Source organism: Heyndrickxia acidiproducens DSM 23148 (genome assembly GCF_000374345.1).
Classification (GTDB): domain Bacteria; phylum Bacillota; class Bacilli; order Bacillales; family Bacillaceae_C; genus Weizmannia; species Weizmannia acidiproducens.
In genome coordinates, this window is sequence record NZ_KB893984.1 from 1 (window position 1) to 19,675 (window position 19,675).

General features: G+C 43.3%; 17 protein-coding genes, 1 riboswitch and 3 other annotated features. Of the genes, 4 read left to right on the forward strand and 13 right to left on the reverse strand.

Annotation, left to right across the window (positions count from 1 at the left end; all coding sequences use genetic code 11):
• Positions 1-566: 566 nt before the first annotated feature.
• The 3 genes from C232_RS0104995 to xylA all read right to left on the reverse strand — a co-directional run bounded on the left by C232_RS0104995 (position 567) and on the right by xylA (position 4,907).
• Positions 567-1,946: a sugar porter family MFS transporter gene (locus C232_RS0104995; RefSeq protein WP_018661922.1), complete on the reverse strand. Its 1,380-nt coding sequence runs from the start codon at positions 1,944-1,946 to the stop codon at positions 567-569.
• 44 nt (positions 1,947-1,990) lie between these two features.
• Positions 1,991-3,493: a xylulokinase gene (xylB, locus tag C232_RS0105000; RefSeq protein ID WP_018661924.1), complete on the reverse strand. Its 1,503-nt coding sequence runs from the start codon at positions 3,491-3,493 to the stop codon at positions 1,991-1,993.
• 79 nt (positions 3,494-3,572) lie between these two features.
• The gene (xylA, locus tag C232_RS0105005) at positions 3,573-4,907 is read right to left on the reverse strand and encodes a xylose isomerase (RefSeq protein ID WP_018661927.1); all 1,335 of its coding nucleotides are present in this window, start codon (positions 4,905-4,907) and stop codon (positions 3,573-3,575) included.
• A gap of 222 nt (positions 4,908-5,129) precedes the next feature.
• On the opposite strand from xylA, the gene C232_RS0105010 reads away from it, so the two are divergent.
• The 4 genes from C232_RS0105010 (at position 5,130) to C232_RS19260 (ending at position 7,393) form a co-directional block, all read left to right on the forward strand.
• Positions 5,130-6,299 (forward strand): ROK family protein, encoded by a 1,170-nt coding sequence (locus tag C232_RS0105010; protein ID WP_018661929.1) that lies wholly within the window; start codon positions 5,130-5,132, stop codon positions 6,297-6,299.
• Positions 6,300-6,451: 152 nt separating this feature from the next.
• Positions 6,452-6,748, forward strand: a complete 297-nt coding sequence (locus C232_RS20110; RefSeq protein WP_211211475.1) for a hypothetical protein — start codon at positions 6,452-6,454, stop codon at positions 6,746-6,748.
• Positions 6,699-7,055 carry an aldose epimerase family protein gene (locus C232_RS20515; protein WP_211211476.1) on the forward strand — a complete coding sequence of 119 codons (357 nt, stop codon included), beginning with the start codon at positions 6,699-6,701 and terminating at the stop codon, positions 7,053-7,055. Before C232_RS20110 ends, C232_RS20515 begins: the two co-directional genes overlap by 50 nt.
• Positions 6,977-7,393, forward strand: coding sequence for an aldose epimerase family protein (locus tag C232_RS19260; RefSeq protein WP_211211479.1), 417 nt, complete (start codon positions 6,977-6,979; stop codon positions 7,391-7,393). The genes C232_RS20515 and C232_RS19260 overlap by 79 nt, the downstream gene beginning before the upstream one ends.
• Before the next feature lie 214 nt (positions 7,394-7,607).
• Here C232_RS19260 and C232_RS0105025 read toward each other — a convergent pair whose 3' ends face one another.
• The 10 genes from C232_RS0105025 to C232_RS0105085 all read right to left on the reverse strand — a co-directional run bounded on the left by C232_RS0105025 (position 7,608) and on the right by C232_RS0105085 (position 19,560).
• Positions 7,608-8,690, reverse strand: coding sequence for an iron-containing alcohol dehydrogenase family protein (locus C232_RS0105025; protein ID WP_018661931.1), 1,083 nt, complete (start codon positions 8,688-8,690; stop codon positions 7,608-7,610).
• Positions 8,691-9,198: 508 nt separating this feature from the next.
• A complete protein-coding gene (locus C232_RS0105030; RefSeq protein ID WP_018661933.1) occupies positions 9,199-10,044 on the reverse strand; it encodes a transporter substrate-binding domain-containing protein in 846 nt (281 codons plus the stop codon).
• 41 nt (positions 10,045-10,085) lie between these two features.
• Complete coding sequence (locus C232_RS0105035) at positions 10,086-10,820, reverse strand: amino acid ABC transporter ATP-binding protein (RefSeq protein ID WP_018661936.1); 735 nt, start codon at positions 10,818-10,820, stop codon at positions 10,086-10,088.
• Complete coding sequence (locus C232_RS0105040) at positions 10,813-11,502, reverse strand: amino acid ABC transporter permease (protein WP_018661939.1); 690 nt, start codon at positions 11,500-11,502, stop codon at positions 10,813-10,815. Before C232_RS0105040 ends, C232_RS0105035 begins: the two co-directional genes overlap by 8 nt.
• Positions 11,483-12,142 (reverse strand): amino acid ABC transporter permease, encoded by a 660-nt coding sequence (locus C232_RS0105045; protein ID WP_018661941.1) that lies wholly within the window; start codon positions 12,140-12,142, stop codon positions 11,483-11,485. Before C232_RS0105045 ends, C232_RS0105040 begins: the two co-directional genes overlap by 20 nt.
• 469 nt (positions 12,143-12,611) lie before the next feature.
• Positions 12,612-12,718, reverse strand: a riboswitch (SAM riboswitch).
• A 1,265-nt stretch (positions 12,719-13,983) separates the two neighbouring features.
• Complete coding sequence (thrS, locus tag C232_RS18410) at positions 13,984-15,183, reverse strand: threonine--tRNA ligase (protein ID WP_018661946.1); 1,200 nt, start codon at positions 15,181-15,183, stop codon at positions 13,984-13,986.
• 50 nt (positions 15,184-15,233) lie between these two features.
• Positions 15,234-15,465, reverse strand: a binding site (T-box leader).
• A 33-nt stretch (positions 15,466-15,498) separates the two neighbouring features.
• Positions 15,499-15,724: a binding site (T-box leader), on the reverse strand.
• Positions 15,725-15,839: 115 nt separating this feature from the next.
• Positions 15,840-16,700 carry an SAM hydrolase/SAM-dependent halogenase family protein gene (locus C232_RS0105065; protein WP_018661949.1) on the reverse strand — a complete coding sequence of 287 codons (861 nt, stop codon included), beginning with the start codon at positions 16,698-16,700 and terminating at the stop codon, positions 15,840-15,842.
• Positions 16,701-16,768: 68 nt separating this feature from the next.
• Positions 16,769-17,041 (reverse strand) — a binding site (T-box leader).
• Between the two features lie 350 nt (positions 17,042-17,391).
• Positions 17,392-18,177 (reverse strand): 3-hydroxybutyrate dehydrogenase, encoded by a 786-nt coding sequence (locus tag C232_RS0105075; protein WP_018661953.1) that lies wholly within the window; start codon positions 18,175-18,177, stop codon positions 17,392-17,394.
• 21 nt (positions 18,178-18,198) lie between these two features.
• Entirely contained in the window at positions 18,199-18,849 is a 651-nt protein-coding gene (locus tag C232_RS0105080; protein WP_018661955.1) for a CoA transferase subunit B, read from the reverse strand.
• 15 nt (positions 18,850-18,864) lie between these two features.
• Positions 18,865-19,560, reverse strand: coding sequence for a CoA transferase subunit A (locus tag C232_RS0105085; RefSeq protein ID WP_018661957.1), 696 nt, complete (start codon positions 19,558-19,560; stop codon positions 18,865-18,867).
• Between the last annotated feature and the right edge of the window lie 115 nt (positions 19,561-19,675).

The window sequence follows — 19,675 nt, forward strand, 5'->3', positions numbered from 1 at the left end:
TTAAAGAAGCTTTTAAGGATGAGTATATCCTTTGTGAAGAAGTACTAAATACTATTATTGAGCAATTTTTAAAAAAGTTACCTGTCAGCTATCAAAAACACCTAATTAAAGCAGCTTAGCTCTAAATTAGCCGGGGTAACCGCAGTGGTGACAAGGGGTTTGCACGATTTTCGTACTTTCAAGTTTTAGTAACATGTAAAAAACTTCTTTAATACTATTTTAATGCCGTTCCGTTCTTTTTTTTTCATAGATTCGCTACTTTTATGTTTCAAACGGAATTACGTTTCGGGCACTTAAGCAGACACTCGAGGCATTCGCTTATATTTTCGGATTCGTTCAATGCCTAGACTAAAAACGGTATCTGAAAAAGGCGGAACTCAGCCAGTTAAACAGATCACAGAGACACAAGATCAAAAACGGATTCTCCAAACGGTAAAAGCCATTGAAGGCTATATAATTTTGCAGTTGTATCGCCATGGGTCTACTGCAAATGATTGCAAGAATTAAATAAGTATAGAATTAAAAAGAGGCTGCCTAAGACAGCCTTTGGGTATGCTTCTATGCAATCATTTTGTAATGGTATGCGCTAAGTCAATTCCTTTGCTGATTGCATTATCTCTAAGTTCCATCTCGATTTGTTCAAGACTCTTCCCTTTTGTCTCTGGAATCTTTTTATTTACAAAAATATATGCGAATACTCCCATAATTCCATAGCTGATAAACATCGTACTAATACCGAATTGTTCAATTAATTTCGGGAATGTGAGGGAAACAACCAAATTTGCAAGCCAGTTTGTAACACTGCCAATTCCCATTCCAATTCCGCGGATTCGGAGTGGGAATATTTCTGAAAGCATGACCCATACAACCGGACCCCAGCTAAGTGAGAAGAAGGCAATGTAGATAGCTAAACAAATGACTGTTGTCCAACTGGCCGCAGTAGTCTGGCCTAGTGAAACGTTTACAATTCCGAGTACAAATAAAGCAATGGACATCCCAGCATTTCCGATCAGCAATAAAGGTTTACGGCCGATCTTATCAATTATTAATACTGCAACCGCTGTTATGATTACATTTACAATTCCGATACCGACAGTTCCTAAGATGGCTGCGGACGCACCAAGCCCAACATTTGTGAAAGTGGTAGGTGCATAGTAAAGGACAGTGTTACATCCGATAATCTGTTGGAAAACTGCCAAGCCAATCCCTGCAACTAATGCCGGACGGACCCACAGCTGTTTAACTTCACTCCAGCCGCCTTGATTTTCTTCTAATTTATTGGCTAATTTAATCTCGTTAATTTCTTCTTCTACTCCTTTTCCTTTACGCATATAATTTAGGATGGAGCGTGCTTCTTCTTCCTTTTTCTGTTTCAATAACCAACGGGGGCTTTCTGGTAAGAAAAACATGCCAATGAGCATCAGTAACCCGGGAATTAATGCGATACCAAGCATCCATCGCCAACCTTCTATAGAAGAGAAGATATAATTGACGATGTAGGCGAGCAAAATTCCTGTCATAATCATTAATTGATTCAAACTCGATAAAGCACCACGAATAGCTGTGGGTGCCATTTCTGATAAGTACATCGGAACGAGGGTAGAGGCACTTCCGACTGCAATGCCCAATACAATACGAAAAAGAATTAAAAACATCGTATTTGGTGCTAATGCAGTTCCTAAAGCACCGATACAAAAGACAGTTGCAGCAATCAAAACGACTTTGCGCCTTCCTAATCTGTCAGACAAGGCGCCGCTTATTGCTGCACCAATCATACAACCAAATAATATTGAACTAACAACAATGCCTTCCGTCCAGGATGTAAGGTGCAGATCATTTTTAATAAATAAAATGGCACCTGAAATGACACCGGTATCATAGCCAAATAAAAGACCGCCCAGAGCACCAAAAAAATAAATCAGACCATTATTGACCTTAAACTTCATGGTTTTTCCCTCCTGAGTTCGGTATGAAACGGATAAGAGTTACATTATCTCGTGTTTTTCAAATCAAATAATTGATGGTTTATCGCAACTGTACGCGGATACACGTCTTTATACACTTGATAGAATGCTTGATAACGCGCTGCATTTTCCGGAATAGGTTCGTAAACTTTTGCCTCTTGAATAAAGGCGTCCGCGCACTTTTTTAGAGATGGAAACCATTCCAAGCCGCTTGCTGCGATCATGGCTGCCCCCATACCAGGACCTTGTTCATTTTGCAATTTTATCACTTTGGCGTTAAATACATCAGCTTGAATCTGTAGCCACAGGTCGCTTTTTGCACCGCCCCCGATTGAAATGACTTTATCAATTGTTTTTCCGTAATTGCGGAAAATTTCAACGCTCTCATTAATTGAAAACACAATCCCTTCTAGGACAGCACGTGTAAAATCACGTTTGGTGTGAGAACTGTCTATTCCTGTAAAGGTTCCTCTTACTTTCGCATCTGTATAAGGTGTCCGTTCTCCAACCAGAAACGGAGTGAAAATCAGACCTCCTGCACCGATAGGGGACAGGGCTGCTTCTTCTAATAAGGAAGTGAATGATTCATCTTTTGCAAAAGTATTCTTAAACCAAGCTAAGCTGTAACCCGCTGCTAAGGTGACCCCCATTGTATAATAAGAATTTTTTTGCCCATGGTTGAAAAGGTGAACTTTTCCACCAAAGTTTTTAGTACTATCCTTTTCGTAGGAAAGAAATACCCCTGATGTTCCAATACTGCATAAAGCTTTTCCTTCAGATAAAATACCGGCTCCAATTGCGCCGCATGCATTATCTGCACCACCTGCAAAGACTTTTGTAGCAGGAGATAAACCGGATTCAAATGCAACTTCAGGCAGGATGGTACCAACCATATCTTCCGTCTCTACCAGCGGCGGACAAATATGTTCAGGAATTTCAAAAATACGAAGGATATCTGTACTCCATGATTTATTGACAATGTCCAAAAGAAGGGTTCCGGCAGCATCTGAATAATCCATACCGATTGCTCCTGTTAACCGGAAGCGCAGATAATCTTTTGGCAGCAGGAAGAAACGTGTTTTTTGCAAATTTTCCGGTTCATTCTCTTTTATCCAAAGAATTTTAGGAAGAGTGAATCCTTCTAGCGCTGGATTTTTCGTAATTTCAAGTAATTTCCCACCTAGTTGTTGATCAATTTTCCTGCATTGGGAAGTAGTCCTTGTGTCATTCCAAAGGATAGCATTGCGAATAATATGAAAATGCTCGTCAAGCAGTACCAAGCCGTGCATTTGTCCGGAGAAGCTAAGTCCCTCAATATCCTCAACGCTAACATTTGATTCTGTGGTTAATTGTTTTAAGGCCTGGATTGTTTTTTGAACCCACTGTTCAGGATCTTGTTCGCTATATCCGGGTCGAATTTGAATCAATGGATAGTCCTTAGAAACGGAAGCACAGATATTTCCATTTTGATCTACAAGCAGTACTTTAACGGAACTGGTTCCAAGATCTACTCCTATTACATATTTCATTCTGATCTCCTCGCTGTTCATTAGACAGATATTAGCGGCTGGCCCAATATTGGCGAGCCAGCCAAAATTTTTTATAATCTTAAGCAAATGCCCCTTGATAAGCTTCTTTAACAATATAATGATTTAGTGTGTTCTTTAATTGTTCCAGTCTGCCGGATTGATTGGTAATTTCTTTCTTATCCAGGATATAGTTTTCTAATGATTTAAAATCTGCTTTTCCGGAAACGATCTCGGCGCCGATGCCTGTTTGATAGCTGCTGTAGCGTTGTTCTATAAATTCATCAAATACTTTATCCTCAATCAAGCGGTTGGCCACCTTCAGCCCAAGGGCAAAACTGTCCATCCCTGCAATATGAGCATAGAAAAGATCTTCTGTAGTAAAGGATCCTCTCCGTGTTTTCGCATCAAAATTTAATCCGCCTTTTCCAAGCCCACCGTTTTTCAACACTTCATACATCGCCAAAGTGGTTGCATAAAGATCGGTTGGAAATTCATCTGTATCCCATCCGAGTGCCGGGTCGCCTTGGTTGGCATCCAGTGAACCCAGAAGCCCATGTGTTCTGGCTACACGAATTTCATGTTCAAATGTGTGGCCAGCTAAAGTAGCGTGGTTGGCTTCAAGATTCAGTTTAAAATCTTTGTCCAAATTATATGTTTTTAAGAAAGCAATCGCCGTTGCGGCATCAAAATCATATTGATGTTTCGTTGGTTCTTTTGGCTTCGGTTCAATCAAGAATTGGGCATCAAAGCCGATTTCTTTTGCGTAATCTACAGCCATGTGGAAGAATCTGGCCAAATTATCCTGTTCAAGTTTCATATCTGTATTTAATAGGGTTTCATAACCTTCACGCCCGCCCCAGAAAACATAGTTTTGCGCACCTAATTCTTTACCGACTTCTAATCCTTTTTTGACCTGGGCAGCGGCGTATGCAAAAACATCTGCATTGCAGGAACTTGCAGCACCATGTACAAAACGGGGATTTGTAAACATATTGGCTGTATTCCAAAGAAGTTTTACATTGCTAGTTTTCATATAATCTTTAATCATAGCGACAATAACATCGAGATTCTTATTTGTTTCCCTTAAAGTTTCCCCTTCTGGAGCAATGTCGCGGTCATGAAAGCAGAAGAAGGGATTGCCCAGTTTTTCAAAAAATTCAAAAGCAGCTTCTACTCTGGCTTTTGCCAGATCCAGACCGGTTAAATGATCCCAGGGGCGGACTTTTGTTCCAGCACCAAATGGGTCTGTGCCTTTTTCAGTAAAGGTATGCCAATAAGCAACAGAGAAGCGAAGATGTTCCTCCATTGTTTTACCGGCTACAACTTCTTTTGGGTTGTAATGGTTAAAAGATAGATCGCTTTTTAATTGTTTACCAGAATAGTCGATTCTACGAACATTTGGGAAATAAGCCATTTTTGTTTCCTCCTTTAAATAGATAAAATGAAACCGCATTCATAGAGCCCTAAAAAAATAACGATTAACTTTGTTTAACTGTTAAACTAAGTACAAGTACATAATAGCACTTTCATTTTGTGAAAACAACAGCCTTTTTTAAAAAAACTGTGATATAATAAAAACATACCAATAAAAGAGATGATGTTTGTTTAACGGTTATACAAATGAGGAAGAGATAATATGAACACAGCCGATCAAGCGTTTATTAAAATTCAGAATCAACGAGTTGTTTTAAACGAAATTATTAAGCACTATCCAGTATCACGTGCTAAGTTATCCAAAATTACCCAGCTAAATAAAGCAACCATTTCCTCCCAAACTGCTACACTGATTGATAAGAATTTAGTGACTGAAATTGGTACCGGCTTATCAAGCGGTGGTAGGAAACCGGTTATGCTTGTGTTTAATAAAAATGCAGGTTATGCTATCGGGGTAGACATCGGAGTCAATTATATTTTGACCATTTTAACCGACTTAGAAGGGGGCATTGTATACAGCGATTACTGTGAGTTTGCTGATCCTTCTTTTGAAGTAGTTAAACCGATTATTATTGAAAGAATCAGACTTGTATCTAGTAAAGCGCCCGATTCCCCTTATGGAATTATTGGTATAGGGGCAGGGGTTCATGGGTTTGTGAACAGGAAACAAATGGTTTTGTTCACGCCTAACTCAAAATGGCGCAATGTAGATTTAAAAAAACTGCTTGAAGACCATTTTGATTGTCCGGTTTTAATTGACAATGAAGCGAATGCAGGAGCGTACGGTGAAAAGTTGTTTGGCTCCTTAAAAAACTGCCACAATGGCATTTATGTTAGTATCGGGATTGGGATTGGTCTCGGTATTATTGTAAATGATGCTTTATATCGGGGCACAGAAGGGTTTTCTGGGGAAATGGGCCATATGTCCATTGATTTTAACGGAAAATTGTGCAGATGCGGCAATCATGGATGTTGGGAACTTTATGCATCCGAACATGCTTTTTATGAAAACTTATATAATCTGAAATCAAAAGAGGATATCACGCTGGAAAAAGCATCAAAATGGATTCAGGAAAATGATAATGAAACCATTGAACAATTGGAACTATTTGGATATTATTTGGGCATTGGTTTGACGAACATTATTAATACGTTTAATCCTGAGGCGATTGTGCTTCGCAGCAATCTAATCGAAGCCAATCCAATTGTTCTGAATTCAATTCAAAGTACGATTGCGTCCCGGGTATCGCGATTTGTGCACCAGAGCCGCCAAATTTATATTTCACAACTAAACCGGAATGCAACTGCGCTTGGCTCAGCTTCTTTTATGATTCAGGATTTTTTAAAGGGAACAGGACAACTTAAGATGTGATAAAAATTGAAAGGGAAGCCAGCTGTATCTGGTGCCCTTTATAGTACAAAATAAAGAAAACGGTTTCCTTGTCTCTTTACATTATTCAACCCTGTCATAATTAAAATGAAATGGGGATAATTCTATAATTTTAAAAACAGAGAGAGTTGAGTATGAAAGGTTTGGTAGCAAATCAAGCTGTAGATACCACTTTTAACGGTTTTAATGCAATTGAATTGAATTGTTTTCCATATCAAGCTGTTATTTTACCAGAATTCGGCGGGAACCTCATTGCTTTTCGTAATGTTGATAGGGGATATTGCTTTTTACGAGAACCTTCAGCAGAGGAGATGGACGACTTTCAAGTTAATCCTTTCTTATATGGTATCCCAGTCTTATTTCCACCTAATCGAATTGAAAATGGAAAAATTCACATTTGCTGGAAGACCATATCAATTTTCTATAAATGAGGACGCCACCCATAATCATTTACATGGTTTCTTCTATGCACGTCCCTGGAAAATATATGATAAAGGCTACAGAGACGGGGAAAGCTATGTCGAACTTGTACAAATTGTTGATGAATTATCCGAAATTTATCGCTATTATCCCAATCATTTTAAAATGTACTTACGCTATACCTTATCATCTGAGGGCTTGGAGCAGAGTGTTAAAATAGTGAATGAAAGTTCTAATGTATGCCGGTTATGCTGGGTTGCCATACGTCCATTCAAGCACCGTTTTGCAAAACAAGCACAGAAGCGGACTGTATTTTGAAGTTGGGTGTCCTAAAACGAGTTGAATTAAATGAGCGGTCTCTTCCTACCGGCCATTTTATCGAGCTGGATAAAGACGAGAGACAACTAGCTGATATAGGAAATTCGCCTTATTTTAAACCTTTGGATCATCATTATATTGCGCGAGAAGCTGAAGAAAATCAAATGGTCTTAACGGATAGTAAGGAGAAGGTTTCCTTTGTTTTGCTGCGGGATCCGTCCTTCCGATTCTGGATGTTGTACAATGATGATGCGAAAAGCGGATTTTTTTGTCCTGAACCGCAAACAAATATGGTGAATGCTCCAAACGTACCACTTAGCTATAAAAAGACAGGCTGATTGAACTGAAAAGCGGAGAAGAGTGGACCGCTGCATCCGTTTTGAAGGTTCAGCCAATTGAAAAGTAATTTAAAAAATATTCGAAGAGAAAAGAGAAATTTATCCGCTTTTTTGAAAGAAAAATAAGTTTTTTAAGAAGTTAAAGCTCATAAAATATAAGAAAAGGGTGGTGCTGTTGCCGGCACCACCCTTTTCGCTGTTTCGTATTGTTTTATCAACCGGCTATTGTTTTTTCCATTGCAAGCTGTTCAATCGTCTTCATCGCTTCGGCAATTTTTTCTTTTGAATAATCGCCGAGCAGGACGAAGGATTCTTCCGGTTTTGCTGCATAGGCTGCTACTTTTTCAATTGCTGCTTCATGATTTTCCGTTACATGAAGGGTGTCTAAATTGTAAGGGAATCCAAGTTTTTGATAGAGCGGCAGCAATTTTTTCACTTCATCCAAGTCCCCTGTTGCGGCCAATTGGACCAAAATGCCATAAGCGACTTTTGAACCGTGCAGAATGGAATGGGTTTCCGGCAAGAAGGACAACCCGTTATGGATCGCATGGGCACCAGCCATTCTGCCGTATTCGCCGGCAAATCCGCCGACAGTTCCAGCAGCACCGATGATAATCTCAACGATATTACGGAAAGCATCGGTAATTTTTCCTGCTGTCTGGTCTTTAATGGCTTGTTCGCTGTCACGCAGGATGCCTTCACGAATGGTTTTTGCAGAGTTAAGCCCGAGTTCAACCATCACCGGTAAGGACGGCATATTTCGTGTAATGGCTTCTGATTCATACCATTTGGCAAGAGAGTCGCCGATTCCGCCTAATAAATATTCGACAGGGGAATGGAGCAAGATCCGCAAATCGATCAGGGTTAAATATGCTGATCGTTTATAGTAGGCAACATGGCTGAACTGGCTGAATTCATCGTATACCGCAGAGAGCGGGGTATAACCGGCGCATGTTCCGGCGATTGTCGGTACCAATACGACTTCACAATCGAGGAGTTCTGCCGTTCCTTTTGCAGTATCCAGCACTTTCCCGCCGCCGATCCCGACGATAACGTCCGCATCCCCTGCTTTTTCGGCTAATTCCGCCATGTTTTTATCGCTTGCTGTATGGTCATAACGGAGCACCGGCCAAGTTTCCGGCACCGAAGCGAACTCCTGGAAAGCCTTGTACGACTTTACACCGGTAATTACAACCGGATGCTTGAAATCCGCTAATTTTTCTTCTAAATATTTTGCTGCATCTTCTTCACATATGTACTGATTCGGGCCGCTTCTAACGACTTGACTAAGACGCATGTACAGCACCTCCAATTAAAATAGTGTATGTATTGTATAGCTTACTCCTAAACGAATGGCAATTCAATAGATTTATTCGACAAATACGAAAATAATCATTATAAAAATTATGCTATGTTTTCTAGTATGTTTTCTGTCTGAAATAAATGAAAAACAGAGAAAAGGTATTTGTCAGATAAATTGGTAATAATATTCTAACCCAGAAGTAGGTACTTACAATAGAGAAATACTTGTATTTTTACCAAACTAATTTTACGGACTTCTAGCTTATGTATTCTCGTATTTATTCGCTTGAAGACGTTAAAGTCCTTCAAGGTGATAAAGATGTATACAAAAAAGGACGTAAATTCTAAAACATGCCTGAGTTTTTAAAAGCAATTTAAAAAGTTCCCCTTTAATTATGATTGGAAGGGGAACTTTTTTTGGGGTTTATCCCATTTAGAAAAAAGCAGGGATCTCTTGTTTTCCGAATGGAATAAGGGATCCCTGCTTTGTGATAGGGGCTTGATTATTTTGTAATGATAATGTCTTCTGCTGTGATATCACTGCTGAAATACGGTTTCAAATTTTGATTGTAGTCTGTTTTGAAAAAGCCATTATTGTTTAATTTTTTGATTTCCTTGTTTGTCCAGTTCAGAAGCGATTTGTTTCCTTTCTTAACGGCAGGTGCAATATATTGGTTCGGCCCGAGCGTTTTAATTCCAACGGTGTATTTCGGGTGATTTTTAACCCAGGCATACAGGTAGGAATTATCATCAGCCAGTGCTGCTGCCCGCCCATTCTTCAGTGCATTGAATTGTTCTGTCTTCGAATCATATTTTTGCAAGTTCACATCTTTTTGCTTGCTCGTGAAATAATTCTCTGCCGTGGTGCCTTTGTTTACAATTAAAGACTTTCCTTTTAATTGGCTGACGCTGGTGATCGGGTGGTTTTTCGGCGAAATCACCCCAATGGAAACTTTCATATAGGGTTCAGCGAAGTCCACGACTTGTTTGCGTTCCGGCGTTACAGTGAAGTTGGCCAATACGAGATCAACCTTGTTCGATTTCAATGCATCAACGCGGCTGTTTGCATTTACTTGAACGAATTTGACCTTGACGTTTAAATCTTTGCCGATTTGTTTGGCAAGCGCAACATCATAACCGGCACGCTTACCGTTTTTATCCACCCATCCGTATGGCGGCAAATCTCCGAAAACAGCAATCTTAATCGTGCCGTTTTTCTTAATCGCGGAAACGCTGGACGGGTTGCTGCTCGAGCTGGTAGAAGATGACTTGCCGCAGCCCGCTAGCGCCACTCCCAATATAAGCACAAAAGCTGTTAATAAACCGGATGCCAAACGAAATTTTTTCATGATCTTTTCCTCCAAGATGTATCAATTTTAAATGTTGTTGGTTAGAATTCCATGCTTTCCAGAAACTTTTGAGCACGGATTGTCTGCGGTTTCGTGAAAAATTGGTTGCCCGCTGTTTGTTCGAGAATGTTTCCATCTTCAAGAAACAGAATTTTGTCAGCAATTTGGCGGGCAAAGTTCATTTCGTGCGTGACAACGATCATCGTCATATTATTTTTGGCCAGGCGCAGGATAATTTCGAGAACGCCGCGGACCATTTCCGGGTCAAGCGATGCGGTGACCTCATCAAAGAGCATCAGTTTCGGATTGAGTTCAAGCGCCCGGACGATCGCCACCCGCTGTTTCTGGCCCCCGGATAATTCACGCGGGTAGGCCGCTGCATATTGCTCCATTCCGACTTCCTTCAGTAAGCTTAATGCCTGTTTGGCGGCTTCGTCTTCTTTGCGCTTTTGAACCTTGACCGGCCCGAGCAGGATATTTTCCATTACCGTCAGATTCGGGAATAAATCATAACTTTGAAAAACCATTCCGATTTCCTGCCTCAGCCTGCGCCAGACTTTTTGCGACGGCTGTACAGGCTTACCGTTGAAAACAATGGAACCGGATTGAAATTCTTCAAGGCCGTTTAAACAGCGTATCAATGTACTTTTTCCTGATCCGGAAGGCCCAAGAAGGACAACGACGCTTCCTTCTGCAACATCGAAACAGATGTCATGAAGCACCTGTTTATCGCCATATGATTTCTCTAAGTGTTCTACTTTTAAAAGTTCAGCCATTTGCTTCTTCCTTGCCCCTCCTATCTAATCGCCTTGCCCACCAGGATAGCGGATAGCATAAAATAAAATATAAGATGAAGATAAAACCATACACCCAGAAAGCGCCGTCCTGATAACGGTGGCTGTTTGCTTCAATAATTTGCTGCCCGACATTGATGACATCCACAACGCTGATCAGCAACAGGAGCGAGGTTGTTTTAATGATCCGGGTCATCAGGTTGATGGTAGCCGGAATCATTAAATGAATTGATTGCGGCAGCATCACATACCGATAGAGCTGAAAACCATTTAAGCCAATCGCTTTTCCTGCATCAATCTGGTGGTTCGGAACTGAAATCAGCGCACCGCGAACGATATCGCTCATTTCTGCGGCCATCCACAAACTGAATACGAGAATTCCAACCGTATCTGCCTTGAGATTGAGATGAAAGCTTTGCGGCAAAATATAATAAAACAAAAACAGCAGCACGATGGTCGGCACAATCCGAAAAAATTCCAAATACAGGCGCAAAATGGCACGCAGCGGCGGAATACGCAATGTTCTGAGCACACCTAAGAGAATACCGAGCGCACCGCCAATGAGAATCGACAACAGGGCGATTTTAGCTGAGACATATAATCCGCCTAATAATCGTTGAAAGTTGATCCCATCAAAAAGAATATTAATTCCCAAATGTCCCATATCGCACCTTCTTTTCTAACCATGTCAGTAAGATCGACAGTGGAATTAATATGATCGCGTAAGCCAGGACCAGTACAAACAAGTACTCATTTGTGTGGTAATACATTCCAATTAAGTCGAGCGCCGTATTGGTCAATTCCGGGATTGCCAGGACGGTAAAAATCGATGTTTCCTTGATTAGAAAAATGATGTTAGCAGCAAAAGCAGGGACGCTGAGCATCAAACCCTGGGGCAAAACGACATAGCGCGCCAATTGGTAACGGCTCAGCCCAATCGCAAGCCCGGATTCGACTTGTGATTTTGATACACCTTGCAGCCCGCCGGTAAACCCTTCAGCCATGTAACTGCCGCCCAGAAAAATAATGCCGATGATCCCGCAAAGCTGGGCCGGAATTTTGATGCCGATCTGTGGCAGCCCGTAAAAAATAAAAAATAACTGGATTAATAATGGCGTATTTCGCGATAGTTCAACATAAGCCGCAACGAGCTGCCGCAATACCGGGGCTTTAAAATACTGAATGAAACTGCATATTAAACCGATAAGCGCTGCGCCGAGGATTCCTAAAAAAGACAATTTCAAAGTCAGCCAGAATCCCTTCTCAAACAGGGGCAGGCTTTGCTGTATAACGGTCCAGTCCATCGCATGCACTCCTCAAAGATGATTTTGCCCATTAGATGAGCGACAATGATTTTTGGCGATAAATAAAATGAACTTCGTTTTTACATTAAGACGCAGCATCAATTTGCATGACTGCTGCTTTTTACAGTTGGCAGCAGAGTAGCAGTGTTTCGTTCATTTTATATAGATAAAGATAGATAGATTTGGGATTACCAGATCATCATTTGACTTGCTCGTGTATGTAACATGAGAAATCAAACCGTTTTGATCGCTTTAAAAATAAAGACAATTTGATTCGGCGCCGGTGTTCCTCGTCCAAAATATTGTACAAAGGCCCGGTTGGATCGATTATGTAAAAAATGAAGTACTCTCCGTAATTGTTTTGATTCTTTTCCCCCTTTAAATATTTCCCATCTGCCAGCAGGCAACAAAAAAGCCGTTTCTCATATAAGAAAACGACGTCTTTACGCTTTTGGAGCGCTTTGTTGTTTTCCTATCTTTTCAGATGCAGATCTGCTGGAATTAACACCATACATTCTGTAAAATGCTGGTTGTCGGGTTTCATTGGGCCAGTCCCTCCGCCGCTCTTGATAAGAAATATTCATTATTTTTAGCAACATCTTTATTTTACTGGACATGATTTCAAAAATCAAGAATATTCCTATCGACTTTCTTGGTTTTTGCCATTTTTTGTAAGAGAAAAGGGCAAATTAGTGAACAAACTACCCGCGGATTTTTATGAGCGACCATACCAATGTGATTTACAACTACATGGTCGTTCATCTCTCTAATGAACGACCACGCCGGCTGAAAATCTAATCATACGGTCGATCATCCCACTTATGAAAGCCCGCGCCGGCTGAAAATTTAATCACACGGTCGATCATCCCACTTATGAAAGCCCGCGCCGGTTGAAAATCCAGTCACACGGTCGATCATTTTCCTTATGAACGACCATGCCGGCTGAAAATCTAATCACACGGTTGATCATCCCACTTATGAAGTCCCATGCCCGCCGAAAATCCAATCACACGGTCGTTCATTCCACTTATGAAAGCCCGCGCCGGTTGAAAATCCAATCATGCGGTCGATCATCCCGCTTATGAAGTCCCATGCCCACCGAAAATCTAATCACACGGTCGATCATTTCCCTTATGAACGACCACGCCGGTTGAAAATCCAGTCACACGGTCGGTCATTTCCCTTATGAACGACCACGCCGGCTGAAAATCCAGTCACACGGTCGGTCATTTTCCTTATGAACGACCACGCCGGCTGAAAATCTAATCATACGGTCGATCATCCCACTTATGAAAGCCCGCGCCGGCTGAAAATTTAATCACACGGTCGATCATCCCACTTATGAAAGCCCGCGCCGGTTGAAAATCCAGTCACACAGTCGTTCATAGCGCCAATGAAGGACAGTTCAAGCGGGAAAATGGGGTCAGATGGTGTTCATAAGCAGAATGAAGCCTAAAAACAAGTAAAAAAAAGCCCGAAATGTCTTTCATAATGGAGATGAAGGACATTTCAGGCGGAAAAGATTGGTCAGATGGCTTTCATTGGCAGGATGAAGCTCAAAACAAGTAAAAAGAAAGCTCAAAATGACTTTCATAACGTTGATGAAGCCCATCCCGGCGGTTAATTTCACGCGAAATGGGCTTCATCCATGAGAAGGGTGCCGTTATAGAAACGTACATTCACTTGTTTGTGTGGGCTTGAAATTAGTCTATTCAGTCCAAATGCCGTTATAGAAACGTATTCACCTGTTAGGGCAGACACACAGAAGACTGTGGCCATAACTCAGCCAGAACCCCTGCTTTTTGCAATGAAAGCTCTGATCTTATTAGAAAAGACTCTTTTTATTGTGCAGAACGAAACCGTTCGACTACCTCTGTCAGTGCCATCACGCCAACGTCGCCTTCCTGGTGCTTCCTTAGTGAAACGGTGCGGTTTTCCATTTCCTTTTTGCCGACGACGAGCATGTACGGGACTTTTTGCTGTTCGGCTTCGCGGATTTTCAGCCCGATTTTTTCTGCGCGGCCATCCACTTCGACTCTGTAATCACGGGCTTCCAGTTCTGCCTTGACTTCATTCGCGTAATCAAGCTGCGCGTCTGAAATCGGCAGGATCACGGCCTGAACCGGGGCCAGCCAAAATGGGAAGTTTCCGGCAAAATGTTCGATTAAAATCGCCATGAAGCGTTCAACAGATCCATAGATGGCTCTGTGGATCATGACAGGCTGGTGGGCATTGTTGTCTTCGCCGATATAGGAGCAGCCAAATTTTTCCGGCATTTGGAAATCGAGCTGGACTGTTCCGCATTGCCAGCTGCGGCCCAGTGAATCTAAAATATGAAAGTCAATTTTCGGGCCGTAAAATGCGCCGTCGCCTTCGTTGATTTGAAAGTCAAGGCCTTGTTTTTTCAAGACGGCTTCCAATGCGTTTTCCGCCTGGTTCCAATCTTCTACTGCGCCCATGAATTCATCAGGGCGGGTAGATAGTTCGACCCGGTAGTCAAAACCGAAGTGGGCATATACCTCGTGAATCAAAGCCAGGACTTTTTCAATTTCTGCCTCGATCTGATCGGGGCGGACGAAGATATGGGCATCATCCTGTGTGAACGCGCGCACCCGCAGCAGGCCGTTTAAAGAGCCGGACAGTTCGTGGCGGTGGACGAGGCCGAGTTCGGCGTAACGTACCGGAAGTTCACGATAGCTCCTGCGCTTGCTGTTAAAAATTAAAATCGCCCCCGGGCAGTTCATCGGTTTGATCGCATAATTTTGGTCATCAACATGGGAAAAGTACATATTTTCATGGTAATGGTCCCAGTGCCCGGATTGTTCCCAAAGTGATTGTTTCATCATAATCGGTGTTTTAATTTCCTGGTAACCCGCTTTTTGATGAACCTTTTTCCAATAACCTTCCAATTCATTTCTCAAAGCCATCCCTTTTGGCAGAAAGAAAGGCATGCCTGCCGCTTCTTCCATTGAGATAAAGAGCCCGAGGTCCTGCCCCAGTTTACGGTGATTTCTGCTTTCGACTTCTGCTTGATTTGCCATCATAACGCCCTCCAATATTTTGATCAAATAAAAAACCGCACTTCCCCAATGATAGGGGCGAGTACGGTCGCGGTTCCACCCTAGTTCCATCGCACAAACTTCCACATGCAATGCTCAAGGATTGATAACGGATTTTCCGGCCGGGGCTACTTTCACAAAAAGCGGTTCGCCACGGCAGCTCAAAGGGGGTAGACCATGCCTTTTTCTTCAGGGTTTCCAGCCAAGGCCCTGTTCTCTGGAAAGAAAGGGAAACATGATCCATATCCTTTTCTATGCTTTTTTCTGATAAAATAAAAAATCGCACCCATCCCTTAAAAAAGGGGCGAGTGCGGTCGCGGTTCCACCCTAGTTCCATGGCGCATAAAATTCGTACAGCCATGCTCTGGAAAGATAACGGTTTGACCCGATTATGGTTACTGTTCATTTCCCCACAATTGCTCCAAGGCGGTAAATCAATCCTGTTTCTTCAGGGTTTCCAGCCAAGACCCTGTTTTCTGGTAAGAAAGGGAGGAAGGATTCATGTCCTTATCATTGCGTCTTTTATTGGTACTAATTGTAGTACCGGCTTGCAGGAATGTCAAGGGATGCAAGCAAAAAAATTAAATGACCTGCTAAAGCAGCCCGGCTCTAAATACACCGCGATTACGTTTGTAAAATTACTTGTTATAGATAATTTTCGCGGCCTTCTGAATGGTAATTTTCCATTTCGCCCCTGTTTCAATGTGATACGCTTTCGCAAAGGAGCCCTGGTTGATGGCAACGCCGATTTTGTACAGGGAATTGATGTATAAAAGCGGTTCTCCGATATGGCTGTCTGCAAAAGAGTGGCCGAATGTCATAATGTTTTTGTAATGCTGCCGCGACTCAGTTGAAATCGTGACTTCGAAGGAATCGCCGAAGTTTGCCCCCAGCTGTTTAAACAGGGATGAATCAATATTGGTCCACAGATTCCCGAACCGTACGTCCAATGTATCGATATTTCCCTCGATCACGCCATTTTGAAGGACCGGATCCTTTTTCGGGAGTTCAATGATGCTGTCCGCCGGGATTTCACGGCCGACTTCTTCAAACGTAATGACATTTGCTGCTAATCTTGCACCGGTATAGGCATATACATCCCTGCCGTGGAAAGTATACGATTCCTCTGAATTCGGGAGCCGGTTGATGGTTTCATCAATTTCCCTTGCTGCTGTGATGCCGATGCTTTTTTTGATATGGGTGAGGGTGCCGTTGTCCGGTGTGATAATATAGTGGTCTTTCGCTGTTTTGGCGGCGATGCTTCTTCTGCCGGAGCCGACGCCGGGATCAACCACGCTCACAAAAACGGTTCCCGCAGGCCAATAGGAAACGGTCTGATACAGCCGGTAAGACGCCTCCCAAATATTGTAAGGCGGAATTTCGTGGGTTAGATCGAAAATGCGCAAAGACGGTTCAACGGAAATGGCGACCCCGTTCATCGCGCAGACCGCTCCGTCACAAAGCCCAAAATCTGTCTGCAATACCAATGGATTTGTCATGTTCATTCCTCCTGATCGTTGTGTGAAATGGTGAGGGCAAATAAAAAACCACGCTCTTATTTGACATAAATAAGGGCGTGGTTGATCGCACGCGGTACCACCTTTGTTTGCTGTTTACTCACATAAACAGCCTCTGCAAGTACAGGAGCTCTTAAATCAATGTTCCTTATACTTCGGCATGGTTAACGGATGCCTGATCCCGCCGGAACTTACTTGCCCTGAAAGACTTTCAGCACGGAACTCTGAGGCCATTGTTCGGATTCGTCCTTTTGCTTCTTTTCAGCTGCAGAAGCTCTCTGTGAAAATTCGTGAACCTTACTTTCCCTCTTCATCGTTTTTCCGTTTCGTAACTTGCATTCATTATAGACTTTGTTGTTTGAAAGTTCAAGAAAAAGAGAAAGGAAATTTGCTGCATACGCAGTCAATCCTGTATTTTTTGCATTTTCACAGAAACTGGTTTTGCTGATCTGCAAACGCCTGGCTGTCTGATGTTTATTGCGTTCGCCAAGCCGCGTTTTAGGCGGTAAAAAATCGCAGGTCGGGGAGAGGTTACGCTTGAAACAAATTATGGATTTTGCAGCTGCGTGACGGGTCGGGCTTTCTAATTTGAGATTATGATCGTAAAAAAAGCGGTGAAGCACCTGATTTGCAAGGGCCCACCGCTTTTTTTTGATCCGATTGTTTTGGAAATTTACTGCACTGTATATCCGCCGTCCAGGACGACTGCCTGCCCGGTCACGCCTTTTGCTTTGCCGCTCGCCAGAAAGACGGCATAGTCGGCAATTTCAGAAACGGCAAGCAGCCGTTTTTGCGGAACAAGCGGATAAATCACTTCCTCGAACACTTTTTCGTAAGCAACCTGTCTCGTTGCCGCCAAATCTTTTAACTGGTTGCGGACGAGCGGGGTGTCAACATAGCCCGGGCAGATGGCGTTGACATTGATGCCGTATGGCGCGCCTTCCAAAGCGGCGACTTTGGTCAGGCCGATAACGCCATGCTTGGCACTGTTGTAGGCGGCTTTTCCGGCAAATCCTATCAGCCCGTTGATGGAAGCCATGTTTAAAATGGTACCGCCGCCATGCTTTTTCATGATCGGAAAAACGTGTTTGATGCCCATAAATGGTGCCGTCAGCATCACTTTAATGAGCAGTTCGAATTTCTCTGTCGGGAAGGATTCGATTGGCGAAACATGCTGGAGACCGGCATTGTTGACAAGAATATCCAGGCTGCCGAATGTGTCGGCTGCTGTTTCAATCGTTTGCTTGAAATCATGCTCGATGGTGACATCACACGGTGCGGCGACGGCCTTCCATCCATTTTTTGCCAGGTTTTGCGCCGCTGTCCGGGCGGATTCTTCATTTTTATCGGAAATGACGACAACAGCGCCTTCTTCCGCAAACGAGCGCGCGATTTCAAGGCCGATGCCGCTTCCCGCTCCGGTAACCAGTGCTGTTTTACCTTCAAGAATGCAGCTCATTTTCTGTTCCCCCTGTCTTATCTATTGGACATTCCCTGCTGTGTTGACGATAAAGTGCGCCTCTGTTTTCGCTTTGACCTCTTCAATGGTTGCGCCTTTTTGCAGTTCGGATAAAACCATGCCGCGATCCGTAAAATCAAAGACAGCAAGATCCGTAATCAGGCGGTGGACAACAGCTTTTCCTGTTAGGGGCAGGGTGCAGGCCCGCTTGATTTTCGATTCACCGCGTTTATTGACATGCTCCATGATGACAACCACTTTTTTCGCACCCTGAACCAGATCCATGGCCCCGCCCATGCCTTTGACCATTTTGCCGGGAATCATCCAGTTGGCCAAGTCACCGGTTTCAGACACTTCCATGCCGCCTAAGATGGCGAGATCGATATGCCCGCCGCGGATCATCGCAAAAGATTCGGCACTGTCAAAGTAGGAAGCACCCGGTACAGCAGTGACCGTTTCTTTTCCGGCATTGATTAAATCCGGATCCAGTTCCGGTTCCGACGGGTATGGGCCGATGCCAAGGAGCCCATTTTCCGAATGCAGCAATACATTGTAATCGGAAGGAATTTCGTTGGCAACCAAAGTTGGTATCCCGATTCCAAGGTTCACATTCATGCCGTCTTTAATTTCAAGCACCGCCCGTTTGACAATTTTTAATCGCGTTTCGTTCATTTGTTTTTCTCCTCCTTATGCCCTTACTGTGCGGCGTTCGATTCTTTTTTCGTAGTTCTCGCCTTGCAGCACGCGCTGGACGTAAATGCCCGGGGTGTGGATAAAATTCGGGTCTAGTTCACCGGTGCCGACCAATTCTTCCACCTCGGCAATCGTGACTTTTCCGGCCATCGCTGCAATCGGATTGAAGTTCCGGGCAGTGCGGCGGTAAACGAGGTTGCCGAACGGATCAGCTTTCCATGCTTTGACAAAAGCAAAATCCCCAGTGATGGCTTTTTCAAGAATATACGTTTTGCCATCGAACACTTTTTGTTCTTTCCCTTCCGCAACCGGGGTGCCGACGCCGGTCGGGGTGTAAAACGCGGGAATTCCGGCGCCGCCTGCACGGATCCGTTCGGCAAGCGTCCCCTGCGGCACAAGTTCGACTTCCAGCTCGCCGTTTAAATACTGGTGCTCAAACGTTTTGTTTTCGCCGACGTAGGAGGCGATCATTTTTTTAATCTGGCGGTTCGCGAGCAGGAGGCCGAGACCCCAGTCATCGACACCGCAGTTATTGCTGACGATCGTTAAGTTTTTAACGCCTTTATCACGGAGGGCAATAATCGCTTTTTCCGGGATGCCGCACAGCCCGAAGCCCCCGGCAATGATGGTGGCGCCGTCTTGGATTTCGTCAATGGCGGATGCAAAAGATGAATAGATTTTCTGGCTCAAAAGAAAAACCCCTTTCTTTTTTATGTGTAAGTTGTCGTGATCCCCCTGTGTGATGTTACGATTCGCGGATATTTTTCCAGATCGTGGATCCATTTGGTGCACAGGGGACATACAG